Here is a 14,181-nt window from a genome sequence, read left to right as displayed (position 1 = left end):
ATGGATCCGGGGGGATCGAAGCGTGAGTGAACTGCCCGCCGACGGGGACCGTCAAGGGTTCCGGCGTTCATGAAGTGAACACCCAACGGCACGCCAACTCGCCACGAGGGCCCTGAACTTGGGGTTCTTTCAATCCTTGTGAAAAGCATTGACGGAAAAAAGTCGCGCGGCTCTACTGAGGCTCTGACCGGTCCGTCCCGGCCTGCCCGCCGCGCGGGGCGGAGTCCGGTCCGACTTCGGGACGTGTCTCCTCGGGGAGGTGCGCCGCCGCTGTGCGTTCGTTATTCGTCGGAGGCCGGGTGTAGTTCCGGTACCCCCAGATCCGGTACCTCACCGCAGGCCGCCCAGGTGACCTCCACACCCGCCAGACCGTGCGACCAGGGCCCTGTGACGGCCGCCAGGCGCGCCGCGTCCGGCGGGGCCGCACCGAGCCCGACCGCGTACCGGGCGAGGCCCGGGCCCGTCGCGAACGGCCGCGGCCAGGCGTGTGCGTCGGCGCAGCCCGCCTCCTCCAGCGCGCTCAGCAGCGCCCGCATCCGGCCGCGCATCCGTCCCAGCGCGGCGGCGAACTCCCGCTCCGCGGGCGCCCGTACGGTCACCACCGCCCAGGCGGCGTGCCGCCGGTGCAGCGGCGGGGCCGTCAGGACCGCGCCGAAGGCCGCGGGATCGGCGTCCAGCAGTTCCCAGGCCCGGTACAGCTCCCGCCCGAGCAGATCGCGCAGGCCGGGGCCCACTTGGGCGGTGCAGCTGCGGACCGGCTGGGAAGGGGTGAGCACGGTCACCGGGTCGGGCCCCGGCGGTGCGGTCGGCCCGTGCGGCCCGTGCGGCCCGGGCGCCGCGGACGGCGGAGCCGTGCCGAGGCCGACCGGGTCGCGCCAGTCCCAGGCCGCCCAGGTACCGAAGAACTCCGACAGCAGCGCCTGCGGGGACAGATCGGCGGCCGCCCGGACCGTGCGCGCCGCCAGTACCGCCCAGGCCAGCCCCGGCAGTCCGCCGAACGGCGCCGAGTCCAGCCCCCGCACCCGCGCCCAGACCTTGACCTGCCGCGCCAGCCGGGTGAAAGCCGCGTGCTCGGCCCCCGTGAACCGCCGTACCGCGTCGGCGTCGCTCACCGCGCTCAGCGCGACCGCCGCCCGCTCGCCCAGTTCCGCCCGGCGCGCCACCGCCTGCGCGGGGTCCAGCGCGCCGGTGGGGACGACCACCAGGTCCACGTCCAGTCCGGCCGCCCTCAGCCGCAGCCCCGGCACCCGGGCGCCCGTGACCTCGCGCACCCGCACCGCCTCCGGCAGCGCCGCCGCGACCCGCTCCCGCACCTCCGCGATGTCCGCACCGCCCTGCACCGCCGCCACCAGGTCCAGGTCCGCTCCCGGCAGGGCGCAGCCCATGCGGCGGGACCCGGCCTCCCACACCGCCGTCCCGTCGCCCAGCGCCTCCGCGATCCGGGCGGTGATCGAGGCGGCCGGGTCGGTTTCGACAGGATGTGCTGCGACGCCGTGCGGTCCGCGCCCCTCCGGGGAGGAGTACGCGGGCTCCGGCAGCCACCGGACCCGGCCGGTCCCCAGCTCCACGACCGCCCGCGTCCGCATCGGCCCGTCCCCGCGCCGCGACAGCACCGCCAGCTCCCCGACCCGCGCCGGCACTCCGGCGCCAAGGCGCGCCGTGAACTCGGCGAGCGCCCGCTGCGGATCGCGGCTGCGCCCCAGCGTCAGGTGCGGGGTGTAGCCCGCGGCGCGCTCCCGGCAGCCGGGGAACCGCCGTACGAGTGCCTGCCGCAGCTCCTGCCACGGCGCCTCGCCGGCCGCCGCCGGATCCAGCCAGAGGGTCGCGTCCTCGCGGTGCCCGAAGCTGTGCACCCCTTCCAGCCGCACGGTGAACGCCGGGGTGTCCGCCGCGACTCCGGACAGCAGCGGCACGGCCTCCTCGAACGAGGACTCGGGTACGAAGCCGAAGAGCAGGTTGACGTGCGCGGGCCAGCGGCCGGCCTGCGGGTCGTGCTCCCGCCGCACCGCGTGCACCGCTTCCGGAAGGCGGGGCGGCAGCCAGGCCACCGCCGTGCGCGCCGTCGCCGCCGTGGCGAGCTGCGCCGCGGGCCCCGCGCCCCCGAACTCCACCGTGGCCTCCACCCCGTAGTGGTCCGAGATGAACAGCCCGTCCGGGCCGGGTACGTCGCCGCGCAGCGCCGCCCGCGTCACCCGCGCCGGCCCGGACGCCCGCAGCAGGATCCGGTCCAGCCGCCCGGGCCGCCCCGACAGCGAGCCCACGGCGGCCAGCGGATTGGCCACCGGATCGAACGTGGGCGTCGCGTCGGCCGCCCCGTGCACCTCGCTCCACGCGTCGCGCATGCCCAGCGCGGCGGCCGGCCCCTCGGGTCCCGAGCTGCCGTCGTTGAAGTCGCCGAGCAGTGCCACCGCGGCCTCCACCGCGCCCAATCCCTCCGCCAGCCGGGCCAGTTCGGAGCGCCGGTGGACGTCTCCGTTGTCGGTGTGATCGCTCGTCAGGTGGGTGGCGGCGACGACGAGAGGCCCGGCCGCGGTGTCCACCGTCACGGCGGTGACCGCCTTGTGCGGGCCGAACGCGTGCAGCCCCGCCTCCCGCACCGGCAGCCGGCTCAGCACCAGCAGCCCGCACTCGGCGACGTCCCGGCCGCCCGGATCCGTGCCGAGCGTGTACCCGGCCCGGACCCAGTCGGCGGCCAACAGCATCCGGAGCAGCTCGGGTTCGGCCTCCTGGAGTGCGATGACATCGGCGTCGGCGGCCGCCAGGTCGGCCAGCAGCAGCGGCCTGCGCCGCGCGGTGGCGATGCGCGGGCCGTCGTACCGGTCCCAGAGGGTGTTCCAGGTCAGCAGCCGCACCGTGGCGGGGGCCGCGGCCCCGCTGTCGCCCGCGGCGGGTACGGCCCGCACGGGTCGCCAGGCGCCGCCGTCCGCCGGATCCCAGGCGTGCGGGGTGCGGGCGGTGAAGAAGGGCGCCCGCAGCAGGCGCGGATCGCGGACCCGTCCGGCGTCGGTGACGTCGATCCGGTCCACCCCCGTGGCCCGGTCCCACACCAGCTCGCCGTCCGCCTCGACGAACAGCACCCGGTGCCAGGGGATGTCGCCGCCGGGTACGAAGGACGGCAGCGGTACGCGCTTGGGGGCGGCTCCGCGCTGCAGCAGCCCGAGGACGAACCGGGAGGGGTCGAACCGCGGGTCCCAGCGGACCTGGTGGTAGAGCTGCTCACTGGTGCGCATCACAGCTCCCCGCCCCGCGGCCCGGCCAGGGTGCCGGCCGTGTCCTCGACCGTCCCGCCCGCGCCGATGTACCAGGTCCGGTGCGCCTGACCGGGGTACGGGGGGCTGAACCGGTGCAGCTGCGACTCCAGCACGTGCGGCGGAACCGGGTGCGCGCGCACGCCGTTGCGCCGCCCGAGCTCCTCCTCGTCGACCAGTACGACGGCATGGGTGACCAGCGCGTCGTGGCGGCGGGCGACCGATCCGGCCAGTCCGCGCTGCTGATCGGTGAGCGAGGTGGCGTCCCACACGACCGTGCCTCCGCGGGCCAGGGCGGCGTCGAGCCGGTCGAGGCCCTCGCTCAGCACCTCCGCGTTCGCCCGCTGGTCCGCGCGGGAACCCCGGGCGGTACGCAGGTCGTCGAGACTGATACAGACGTCCACACCGGGCAGGGCGCGGCCGAAGGTGCTCTTGCCGCTGCCCGAGGGCCCGCACAGCTGCACCAGCCGGGGAAACGTTCCCTCACGCCACCGCCAGGTCGCCGCCACCGCCTCCTCCGCCGTGGCGATCCTGCCCTGCGCGAAGGCCCGGCGCGCCTCGGCCCAGCAGCGGTCGGCCGCGTCCGGATCGAGCGGGGCCAACGGCTCGCGCAGCTCCGTGCGCAGGGCGCCGAGCGGGTCGGGGCCGAGCAGCCCCGCCTCCTCGGCGCACAGCGCGGACCACTCGACGCATTCGCGGGCCTGCGCGTCCCCGGCTGTCGCGGCGGCGAGTGCGTGCAGCACCCCGGGATCGACCGCGGCGGCCATCCGCACCAGCCCGGCCCGCCGCTCCGCGTCCGGGAACGGCCGCTGGAGGTACGGGTACAGCCCGACCAGGTCCGACACCCGGCGCGCGAGCCCCATTCCGAGCGGCCCCGCCGCGAGCCGCGCCATGATCCGGGCCCGCGGCGCGCGGTGCAGTACGGCGGCCAGTACTCCGGCCAGCCGGTCCTCGCCGGTACGCCCCAGCTCATCGACGCGGGCCGCCATCCGGGCGCAGACCTCGGCCTCGGCTTCGGCTTCGGCCTCGGCCTCGGCCGTGGCTTCGGCGGTTTCGGCCTTCCCGCCGGCCCAGGAGGCATCCGCCACCCCGGCCGCGGTCAGCAGCTCCGCCGCACCGGCCCCGGCCCCCGACCGGACCGCCCACAACGGGGCCGCCGGACCGAGCCCGTTCGGCACCACCGGTGCGAACATCCAGTGCGTGTCCGTCTGTACGTGGCCGCCGCGCACCCACTTGGCCACGCACCGGCCGAAGTCCGCGTACGCGAATCCGTCCACCGTCCGTACCACGTACCCCTCGTGGCGCGTGGTGTCGAGCTTCAGCCTGCGCAGCGCACGCTCGTCGAAGGTGCCCCGCCACAGCACGCGCGGCGTGGGCACGCCGAGCCCCCGCAGGAACCGTACCGTCGGGTCCCAGTCCAGGCAGCGCTCCCCGTCCCACACCGAGAACCCGTAGAACCAGCTGTCGAGGTCCTCATAGGCGAGCGAGTGCCGGGCGTACAGGTTCTCCCCGCACACCCGCACGCCGTCCGGGATGCGCGCGGCGATCCGGCCCTGCAGGCCCTTGACCCACGCCCGGGAGGGATGGTGCGCGGAGTCGAGCGACCGCGCGTGCAGGCCGTCCGCGTACAGGGTGGTGTTCTCCCCGTCGAGCTTCTCGGTCACCACGACCTCACGCCCGGCCAACCCGGCGAACGCCCCGGGCCCGCCCACCCGCACGTCGTCCGCGGCCGCCCCGGGCGACCAGGGCAGATGGGGCGTACGGGGATAGTGCGTGCGCATGATCCGCTCCTGCTCGACGACGTGCTCCCCGTCACTCTAGGTATCCGGCGCGGCCTCCTCCATCGAATAACGGGGCCGGGGCTACCAGGGGCACAGGGCCGCGATGGACGGGGACACCGTGCCGTGGGCCGCCTCGCACAGCGGTGCCATGTCGTACGTGCGCTGCGGTGCGGCGGGTCTGGCCGCGGGTGGTGCCGCGGGGCGCTTGCGGGGCTTGGCCGGTGCGGCGGGGCGAGGCGGACGGGCGGGATGGGCGGGGTGGACGGGGTGAACGGGGCGTGCGGGCTTCGCCGCCCGGGGTGGTCGCACGGGTCGGTCCTGGCGGGCCGCCGCCGGTTCCGGCAGGGGTGGTGCCGCGGGTTCCGGGGTGACCGGGAGGTGGCCTAACGGCAGTGCGGCCGGGGCTGCTTGGCGTGGTTCGGGGTGGACCGCCGCGGGGCGTGGGCGGGGTGTGTCCGGCTGAGCGGCAGGACGTACCGTCACGCATCCGGTGGCCACCGTGAGCGAGGCGAGGATCAGGGTCAGGGCCCGGCGCAGTTGCATCCGCCCACCCTGCCGCACCGCCCCCGCCGAAGCCGCCCCCGTCACCCGTACGGGTGCGCTCGGAGACGGCCCGGGCGGCGTCGCGTCAACGGGTCAGGGAGTGGAGCGCGGCGCCGGCAGGACGGGGCCCCGGCCCGGGCCACCAGCCTGGGTCGCCAGGCGCAGGGCGTGTTCCAGGGGGCCGCGGCGGAGGGGGCTGTCGGCGCAGGCGCGTTGCCAGGCCCAGGTCAGGGCGAGGGCGGCGGCGCTGAAGCCGAGCCAGGCGGACCAGGACGAGGCGCCGTGGGCCGGGCCGGCCAGCACGAGGGCGTGGACCACGTACGCGCTCAGTGCCATGGCCCCCAGCACCGTGAACGGCCGCAGCAGGCGGGCGCCCAGCCGGTGCCGGGCGGCGAGGGCGCACAGGCCGATGAGGGCGCAGCCCACGCCCGCGTTGCCGAGGGTTTCGGGCGGGGTCTGGCTGTACGGGTCGGCCACGAGGAGCCAGTCCCAGGAGGTGCTGGGCACGGCGCCGTACTGTCCGCGCAGCACCTCGCGCACCGGGTCGGCGGCGGACAGGGCTTCGGGGTGGTGGACGGCTATCGCCTCCAGGAGCCGCTCCCGGGCGCCGAACACGTGGGTGGCGAGCCAGGCGGAGCCGTAGCCCGCGGCGGCCGCGGCCGTGCCCCATACCGTCATGCGCAGTGCCGTCGTCTTGTCCCGCACGTCGCACAGGCGGGCCAGCGCCATACCGGCCAGGACGTACGGGAGGTAGGTGGCCAGCGGGTACGCGCCCGTGAGCAGCAGCTCGCACAGCACCGTCCCGAGCCCGGCCCAGCTGGTGAGATCGGCGGCCTCGGGGACCTGGCCCCGCCCGGAGGCCTCGTACCCGAACACCGGCCCCAGCAGGAAGGACAGCAGCGGGCCCGCTGCCACCGAGATCCCCGCGACGGCCGTGAGCACCGGGGTGGAGAGCCGGGTGAACGGCTCGGCGGCGAGGAAGTAGACGGCGAAGAACGCCAGGATGACCAGGATCCCCGGCCACATCGAGGCCAGGAACACGCCGAGCACGGCCAGGACGGCGCAGCGGATCAGCAGCGGACGGTAGCGGGCGGCCCAGCCGGCGGGCCCCGCCGCCGGGTCGAGCCCGCGCTGGGCGAGGACCAGCGAGAAACCGGCGAGGAGGGTGAAGAGCGCCGGGGCGCGTCCGTCGGCCGCGACGATCACGTAGCCGGCGCCTTCGGGCTGGGGGCTGGGGCCGACGTGCACGGCGAACATGCCGAGGACGGCGAGGCCGCGGACGGCGTCGACTCCGGCCAGCCGGCCCGAGCCGGCCTTCACGGGCCCCGCGTCGCCGTGCCCCGGGTTGCCGGGACCTGCCTTCCCGGGACCTGGGTCCCCGCCGGGCGCGTGCCCGTCGGCACCCTTCTCCGAACCGGCCTTCCCCGGAGGCGCGTTCAGCCCCGCGACATGGCCGGGGCCCGTCCGGGTGCCCGTCCGGATGGCGCGTCGCATGAAGGGGTCTCCTCGGTCCGGTCCGGTGACGTGGTCGGACCGGCGGTTTTCATGCCGCCAGTCCGCCCCCGGAACCTAGCAGGGAACGGATAACCAGGTAATAAGGAGGTAGGGGCGCGGCAAAAGCGGAGGGTGCTCCACCGAGGGCTGGGGGCCGCCGTGACGCCGTAACCAGGAGGCCGCGACCGCTGTTGCACAGTCGGCGGGTCCACCCACGGTGAACGGAGTTCCGATGCGGCAGCTGACCGACGAGGCCGCGCCCGACGAGGCCGCGCCCGAGGAGGTCGCGCCCGAGGAGGTCGACTCCGTCGGGTCCGCGCCGGACCGGGACGAGCCGGCGCCCGGGACCTGGATGACCCCGGAGGCGTACGGCGCCTCGCGCGCCGCGCTGTGGACCGGAGCCGTGGTCCTCGTCACCGACACGGACGGCCGGGTCCTCGTACAGAGCGTCGACTACCGGCCCGACCGCCTCCTGCCCGGCGGGGCCGTGGACGCGGGCGAATCGCCGTCCGCGGCGGCGGCCCGCGAGGTGCGCGAGGAACTGGGCGTCGACGGCCGCTACCCGCGCGGTCTCGCCGTGGACTGGATCCCGGCCGACACCCCCGGCATCCCGGCCGGGATGCGGTTCCCCGGCGAGATCCTGCACGTCTACGACGGCGGCACCTGGACACCGGAACGGATCAAGTCCGTCCGCCTGCCCGCCCAGGAGGTCACCGGCATCCACTTCGCCGAGCCTGCCGACCTGCCCTCCCTGATGGACGCGGGCGACGCCCGCCGCGCCCTGTCCGCGCTGCGGGCCCGCATCAACGGCTCCGGAACCGCCCTGCTGGAGGACGGCCGCCCCACCGTGCCCACCGCTCTGGACCGGCTCGGGGTGCTGCGCACTCGCCGGACCGCGCAGCACGGCGCGTGGCACGCGGGCCCGGTCCCGGCGCAGCTGCCGGTACGGGACCACCGGGGCTGGCTGTTCGCTCCCGACGGGCGGGTGCTGCTCCTGATCACCCGCGCCACCGGCGCGGCCCACCTCCCGGCCCCGACGGCCGGACCCACGGCCGGTGCCTTCCCGCTCGGCTACCGGTACGGCGACGGCGGCGACGGGAGCCGCGGCGCGAGCCGCAGCGAAGGCCGCGGCGGCGGGGAACAGGCCGCCCACGCCCGCACCGCGGCTCGCCTGACCGGCCTTCCGGCGGCCGCGGACCCGGCGTACGCCCGCCTGCTCGCCACCCCCGAGCAGGTCCGCGAACTGAGCGACTGGGGCCCGGCCGGCGTCCACGAACTCGCCGCGGTCCACGCCGCCCGCATCCGCCTCTCCCTCCCCGCCCCCACCCGCACTCCGCCCGTCGAACTCCCCGAATCGGCGGTCCGCTGGTAGCCGGCCCTCCCGGCCGCGGCCGCCGCCATGATCGGGAAATCCGGCGTCCGGCGTCCGCGGTCCCGCAGCATGGGGCCATGAGCGACAGTGCGATCACCTACACCCTGTACATCCAGGCCGACCCCGCCCGGGTCTGGCAGGCCCTCACCGAGCCGGCCTTCACCCGCCGGTACTGGGGCCTGAGCTTCGAGACCGACTGGGCGGTGGGCTCGCCGATGGACTGGGTCGAGCGCGGGGCCCGTACCAGCGACCCCGAGCAGGTGGTCCTGGACTGCATCCCGGACCGCCTGCTCTCCTACACCTGGCACACCTTCTCCCCGCAGTGGGCGGCTGCGGTCGGGATCGACGAGGAGTTGCGGGCCCAACTGGCCGGGGAGCGGCGCACGAAGGTGACGTACGAGATCGAGCCGGTCGGTGACACCCTCGCCCGGCTGACCATCCTGCACGAGGGCTTCCAGCCCGGCGGCACCCTGTTCGGCATGTGCGGGCGGGCCTGGCCGATGCTCGCCTCCAGCCTCAAGACCCTCCTGGAGACCGGCGCCCCGCTGCCCGAGCCGGAGGAAGAGCCCCGCGAGACCGACGTCCCCTGACCCCCGCCCCTGACCCCCGCCCCTGACCCCCGCCTCTGCCCCCGCCCCTCCGCCCCCTCACCACCGTCCCCGGAGAGCCGGTCCGCGCCCCGCGCCGCACCGGCTCCCACCGGCCGGCCGAACGCGCGTACCCCGCACCTGAGATCATGTGTCCTACACGTGAATCAGGAGCACCGCCATGTCACTTGAAGAACTCCGCGTCGGCGGCACGCTGGCCGAGATCCTGGAGGGCGCCGCGCACGGGCGGTTCCCGCCGCCCGACGGCGGGACGACGGTGGTGCGCCAGCACAGCCGCCGCGACGCGGGCGTCATCGCCTTCACCGCGCATTCCGTGGTGTTCACCGACGAGGACCCGCAGTGGGTGCGCTCCACCCTCGCGGCCGTGCAGTGCGACGGCCTCGCCGCCACCATGAACGCGCGCTTCCTGGCCGCGCTGCTGGACCGTACCGGGCGCACCACCGACACCATCGACCTGCTCACCGTCGCGGGCCCGCTGCCCGGCGGACCTCCGGTGGAACTCCGCGAGATCGCCGACCCCGAGCATCCCCGGGTACGGCGCGCCCTGGGCCGCCGGGACGACGTACGGGTCTGGAAGGCCGACGGGGGAGTCCTCGTCCTCGGCCGCGGTGTCGCGGGCCGCTGGGAGACGGCCGTCGAGGTGGACGAGGACGCCCGCCACCGGGGCCTGGGCCGGCTCCTGGCGCGCGCCGCCCGCCACCTCGTCCCCGACGGGCAGCCGGTCTGGTCCCAGCAGGCCACCGGCAACGCCCGCAGCGTCCGCGCCTTCCAGGCCGCCGGCTTCCGGCCGGTCGGCGCGGAGGCCCTGCTGCTGGCACCCGCCCGCCACTGACCCTGCCCCCGGCCCCCTGACCGTCCTGGCCGCACCCTGGCCGCCGGCCGCTCAGGGGGGTCGTGTGGAATGGGCGTCATGGGGAGAGGAATGAAGATCCAGCAGGTCCGCGAGGGTGCCGCGCCGCCCGAGCACTGGCGTTACGAACGCCACCTCGAGTCGCTGGCCATGGCGCGGGGGGAGGCCGCCGAGGCCGAGGCCGTGGCCGCCGTGCTGCGCGACCCCGATCCGGTGATGGCCGAGAGCGCGGTGGTCACCCACCTCAACCGCCGGGCGGCGCGGCTGCTGGACGGCGAGGGGTTCCCCCGCTGGGCCCGGGCGATGACCACGGTGCTCGCCGGGCGTGCGTTCCCCGAGCGGCGGCTGCGCGAGTGGACCCTGCTGAAGGCCGTCACCCAGCACGAACCGTGGGCCGCGGCGGAGCTCGCCGCGGCCTCCGACTGGTGCCAGCGCACCGCAGCCCAGCTCCTGACCTCGTCCGAGGCCCTGAGCCTGCTGGCCGCCTCCGCCCGCACCCGCCGGGTCCGCAACGCCGCCGCCGATCGCCTGCGCCGCCGCACCCTGGTGTGACCGGTCAGAGGCCCTTGCGCACCCGGGCCGCGCGGCGGGCCTCGGCGGCCTGCCGGGCCTCCATCGTCTTGCGGGACTCCTTGCCCCGGCCGGGCCGGCCCGGCCGGGTGCCCATCCCGCGGAACCCGAGGTCCGAGCCCGAGGGCCGGCCCTTGGCGTCCGTCGGAGCGGATCCGGACAGCGGCACCCCCGAGGGCGCCTTCGCTCCGGTGATCCGGCTCAGGGCCGCCTCGCCGGACCGGACCTGGGTGATGGTCGGCCGGATCCGGGCGTCCGCCATCAGCCGGACCATGTCCCGGCGCTGGTTCGGGGCGACCAGGGTGACGACCCGGCCGGACTCGCCGGCCCGGGCGGTACGGCCGCCCCGGTGCAGGTAGTCCTTGTGGTCCGCCGGCGGGTCGACGTTGACCACGAGGTCGAGGTCGTCGATGTGGATGCCGCGCGCCGCGACGTTGGTCGCGACCAGGACGGTCACGGCGCCGGTCTTGAACTGGGCCAGGGTCCGGGTGCGCTGCGGCTGCGACTTGCCGCTGTGCAGCCCCTCCGCGCGCACGCCCATGGCCCGCAGGTGCTTCACGAACTGGTCGACGCCGTGCTTGGTGTCGAGGAACATCAGCACGCGGTTGTCGCGGGCCGCGATCTCGGTGGCCGCCGAGATCTTGTCGGCCGCGTGGATGTGCAGCACGTGGTGGTCCATCGTGCTCACCGCGCCCGCCTGCGGGTCGACGGAGTGCGCGACCGGGTCCTTCAGGTAGGTGCGCACCAGCTGGTCCACGTTGCGGTCCAGGGTCGCCGAGAACAGCATCCGCTGCCCCGCGTGGTGCACCTGGTCGAGGATCTCCGTGACCTGCGGCATGAAGCCCATGTCGCACATCTGGTCGGCCTCGTCGAGCACGGTGATCTTCACGCGCTCCAGGTGTACGTCACGCCGTCCGACCAGGTCGCTCAGCCGTCCGGGGGTGGCCACCACGACCTCGGCGCCGGTGCGCAGCGCGCTCACCTGGCGCCCGATGGACAGGCCGCCGACCACCGTGGCCATCCGCAGCGCCAGGGCCTCGGCGTACGGGGTCAGCGCCTCGGTCACCTGCTGCGCCAGCTCGCGCGTCGGTACGAGGACCAGCGCCAGCGGGCGCTTCGGGTCCGCCTTCTGTCCGGCGGTGCGGGCCAGCAGCGCCAGGCCGAAGGCGAGGGTCTTGCCGGAGCCCGTGCGTCCGCGGCCCAGGACGTCCCGGCCGGCCAGTGCGTTCGGGAGCGTCGCCGCCTGGATGGGGAACGGCTCCTTCACCTCCAGCCGGGCCATGGTCGTCATCAGCTCGGCGGGCAGCTCCAGCTCGGAGAACGAGGCGACCGGCGGCAGCCCCGGCACCTTCGGCTCGTGCCGTGTGAACTCACCCTGCGGCCCGGTGCTCCGGGGCGCCTTGGCGGCGGACTTGCCGCCGGGCTTGGCACCGGCCTTCACACCGAATCGGCCATGAGCTGACGGGTTCCTCATGCAGGACCTTTCAAGGGGGAAACAGCGAGACGGAAACGTCGAGAGGGAAAGGAGATGGTCAACCGCCCATGGTACCAGCGGAGGCTAGGCCTCCCCGGTGCCCAGTTCCCCCGACCGCACCTGCGCGCAGTGGGCGCGGACCTCGACCGCGGCGCGCTCGAACCAGTCGGCGATCACGGCGATCTCGTCGGGGGTGTAATCGGCGAACAGGGCGCCGAGCCGGTCGTAGAAGGGCTGGTAGACCGCGACGACCCGGGCGGCGGCAGCGGGATCGGCCACCACCCGTACGCGCCGCCGGTCGGTGGGGTCGGGCTGCCGCCGCGCGTACCCGGCCCGCTCGAGGCGGTTGAGGACCCCGGTGACGGCACCGGTGGTGAGGTCCACCAGCCCGGCGAGGTCACCGGCGGCCAGGGGGGTGTCCCCGGCGCCCAGGATGTGGCCCAGGCACGTCAGGTCGGTGACGTTGATGCCGAGCCGCTGTGCCACCTCCTGCTGGCCGACGATGCCCAGGGCGACGTACTGGTCCATGCGCGACATGGCCTCCGCGGCCGTGGCCGGGGGGCGGGGCTTGCCCTCCACGGACATACTCCTTAGCATCTAAGTTACTTAGCTCGTGAGATAAATGAACCCTTTCTCCGAGCCTACTGCCGACCGCACGACCTGGGAGAATTCATGAGCGCCCACGGGCACGTCGACCTCGGCCACACGGTGGCCGGCTGGACCGGTACCGCTCTGGCCCTGATCGGCTTCACCGGAGCGGGCCTCGCCGTGTGCGCGGCGTGGATGCCCGGGATATGGATGGGCCTCGGCGTCGTCGCCGCCGCCGGGGTCGTCACCTGGCTGCTGCACCTCGCCGGATGGGGCAAGCCGAGCGGCCCCCGCCCCGAGGCGGACTGGGACTGGCGTACCCGCGACACCGCCGCCCGCGCGGGGCACGCCGACTGCCTGGGCTGCCGGGCCAGCGGACCGCGCCGAGCCGCGGCAGCAGCTCCTCGGCCTCGATCCGCCGTGTCGTTGCCCGCTGCGGACAGCAGCGCATGAACATCCGGGTGAAGTGCTCCCCGTAGTGGATCCCCGTGTCGTCGCCCGGGTCCGGCCGCAACGGGCGGATCGGGGCGTCGAAGCGCGGCTCGTGCACACGGGGGTCACGTACGTCCGGCCGATGCGGTCCGCGCCCGCTCTCCGCCAGGGGCCGCGCGAAGAACCGGCGGCCCGCCGTCATCGCCGAAACCGCTCATGTCCCGCCCCTTCTCGAAGGCCCCTGTCAGGGGGCCTTTCCCCCATTTCACGGACGAGGCGGCCAGAAGTTCGAATGTGCGGCACGCCCCGGTTGGCCGCGTCCAGCGTGTGCAGTACGGGACCGTTGGGCAGGATCGGAGACGGCCGCGTGTGCGGCCCGCAGTGGAACGTTGAGAAGGATCAGCCAGATGGCAACAGGCATCGTGAAGTGGTTCAACTCGGAGAAGGGGTTCGGCTTCATTCAGCAGGACGACGGCGGGCCGGACGTGTTCGTGCACTTCTCCGCCATCGAGACCACCGGCTTCAAGTCGCTGGAAGAGAACCAGAAGGTCGAGTACAACGTCACCCAGGGCCCCAAGGGCCCCCAGGCCGAGCGGGTGGTCCCCCTCTCGTAGTACCGCTTCGCGAGCCCCGCTCGTGAGGTGCGCCCCGCCGGCCCAACCCGGCGGGGCTTTTGCACGCCCTCCGGCGCCCCGGGACAGCACGGGCCGATTCCGGCCCGGTGGCGCGCCACCCGATCGCGGCGTTGCTGCGGCCGGGCGTGAGCGGGATGGACAGCGGGCTGCCCCGGCCGGCCGACGGCGAGGTGGACCTTGCTGGTCAGCCCGCCCCGGGACCGGCCGCTCCCGTCCCGGCCGCGTCGTCACAGAACTGGACGTGCCGCTCGCGGACGGTCTGCCAAGGCCCGCAACGCCCCGGCAGGCCGCGCCACGGAGCCCCGGTCCGCAGTCACCGCGTTGCTCCGTCGATCAGCTGCCGGTGATCACGCCACGGACGACACGAACCGACTCAGCCGGTAGGCGGTCGGCAGCGCCAGGCGGCCGCACAGCGTGTCGATCCGGATCATCGACCCGTCGACTCCTGCCTCCCGAAGGCGGCGCACCTGCGCACGCACACGGCCCACGGCGTTTCCTTGGACCACTTCGCGGACCAGAGGGAGACGGCGCGAGGTGGAGGCCGGCGAGCCGTCGAACGGCTCGATCCGCGCCCCCTGCGCACCAG

At 75.3% G+C, this 14,181-nt stretch carries 13 protein-coding genes and 1 pseudogene; 6 read left to right on the top strand and 8 right to left on the bottom strand.

Going from position 1 to position 14,181, the window contains the following annotated elements; all coding sequences use genetic code 11:
- Window positions 1–281: 281 nt before the first annotated feature.
- From ACZ6I1_RS30625 to ACZ6I1_RS30610, 4 genes are all read right to left on the bottom strand, one after another.
- On the bottom strand, window positions 282–3,230 hold the full coding sequence (locus ACZ6I1_RS30625) for a poly(A) polymerase (protein WP_469292147.1): 2,949 nt from the start codon (window positions 3,228–3,230) through the stop codon (window positions 282–284).
- The gene (locus tag ACZ6I1_RS30620) at window positions 3,230–5,029 is read right to left on the bottom strand and encodes an RNA ligase family protein (protein WP_469292146.1); all 1,800 of its coding nucleotides are present in this window, start codon (window positions 5,027–5,029) and stop codon (window positions 3,230–3,232) included. Before ACZ6I1_RS30620 ends, ACZ6I1_RS30625 begins: the two co-directional genes overlap by 1 nt.
- Window positions 5,030–5,110: 81 nt before the next feature.
- Window positions 5,111–5,338 carry a hypothetical protein gene (locus ACZ6I1_RS30615; RefSeq protein WP_469292145.1) on the bottom strand — a complete coding sequence of 76 codons (228 nt, stop codon included), beginning with the start codon at window positions 5,336–5,338 and terminating at the stop codon, window positions 5,111–5,113.
- A 327-nt stretch (window positions 5,339–5,665) separates the two neighbouring features.
- Entirely contained in the window at window positions 5,666–7,066 is a 1,401-nt protein-coding gene (locus tag ACZ6I1_RS30610) for a DUF418 domain-containing protein (RefSeq protein ID WP_469292144.1), read from the bottom strand.
- Window positions 7,067–7,298: 232 nt separating this feature from the next.
- Between ACZ6I1_RS30610 and ACZ6I1_RS30605 the strand changes: the two genes are divergently transcribed.
- From ACZ6I1_RS30605 to ACZ6I1_RS30590, 4 genes are all read left to right on the top strand, one after another.
- A complete protein-coding gene (locus ACZ6I1_RS30605) occupies window positions 7,299–8,438 on the top strand; it encodes an NUDIX domain-containing protein (RefSeq protein ID WP_469292143.1) in 1,140 nt (379 codons plus the stop codon).
- Between the two features lie 77 nt (window positions 8,439–8,515).
- On the top strand, window positions 8,516–9,028 hold the full coding sequence (locus ACZ6I1_RS30600; RefSeq protein WP_469292142.1) for an SRPBCC family protein: 513 nt from the start codon (window positions 8,516–8,518) through the stop codon (window positions 9,026–9,028).
- 178 nt (window positions 9,029–9,206) lie between these two features.
- Window positions 9,207–9,878 (top strand): GNAT family N-acetyltransferase, encoded by a 672-nt coding sequence (locus tag ACZ6I1_RS30595; protein ID WP_469292141.1) that lies wholly within the window; start codon window positions 9,207–9,209, stop codon window positions 9,876–9,878.
- 90 nt (window positions 9,879–9,968) lie between these two features.
- On the top strand, window positions 9,969–10,448 hold the full coding sequence (locus tag ACZ6I1_RS30590; protein WP_469292140.1) for a hypothetical protein: 480 nt from the start codon (window positions 9,969–9,971) through the stop codon (window positions 10,446–10,448).
- A 4-nt stretch (window positions 10,449–10,452) separates the two neighbouring features.
- Here ACZ6I1_RS30590 and ACZ6I1_RS30585 read toward each other — a convergent pair whose 3' ends face one another.
- Both ACZ6I1_RS30585 and ACZ6I1_RS30580 read right to left on the bottom strand, forming a co-directional pair.
- A complete protein-coding gene (locus ACZ6I1_RS30585) occupies window positions 10,453–11,940 on the bottom strand; it encodes a DEAD/DEAH box helicase (RefSeq protein WP_469292139.1) in 1,488 nt (495 codons plus the stop codon).
- A gap of 84 nt (window positions 11,941–12,024) precedes the next feature.
- A complete protein-coding gene (locus ACZ6I1_RS30580) occupies window positions 12,025–12,519 on the bottom strand; it encodes a MarR family winged helix-turn-helix transcriptional regulator (RefSeq protein WP_469292138.1) in 495 nt (164 codons plus the stop codon).
- Window positions 12,520–12,612: 93 nt separating this feature from the next.
- Here ACZ6I1_RS30580 and ACZ6I1_RS30575 point away from each other — a divergent pair, with 93 nt between their 5' ends.
- Window positions 12,613–12,981, top strand: coding sequence for an HGxxPAAW family protein (locus ACZ6I1_RS30575; RefSeq protein WP_469292137.1), 369 nt, complete (start codon window positions 12,613–12,615; stop codon window positions 12,979–12,981).
- A gap of 386 nt (window positions 12,982–13,367) precedes the next feature.
- A complete protein-coding gene (locus ACZ6I1_RS30570) occupies window positions 13,368–13,574 on the top strand; it encodes a cold-shock protein (RefSeq protein ID WP_069918825.1) in 207 nt (68 codons plus the stop codon).
- Window positions 13,575–13,704: 130 nt separating this feature from the next.
- Here the strand turns inward: ACZ6I1_RS30570 and ACZ6I1_RS30565 are convergent.
- Window positions 13,705–13,965: pseudogene (locus ACZ6I1_RS30565) on the bottom strand (transposase); the annotation flags it as partial.
- Entirely contained in the window at window positions 13,943–14,083 is a 141-nt protein-coding gene (locus ACZ6I1_RS30560) for a hypothetical protein (RefSeq protein ID WP_469292136.1), read from the bottom strand. The pseudogene ACZ6I1_RS30565 and the gene ACZ6I1_RS30560, both read right to left, overlap by 23 nt.
- Between the last annotated feature and the right edge of the window lie 98 nt (window positions 14,084–14,181).

The sequence above is a fragment of the Streptomyces sp. NPDC046303 genome (assembly GCF_055588085.1).
This window is presented reverse-complemented; position numbering and strand designations above follow the sequence as displayed.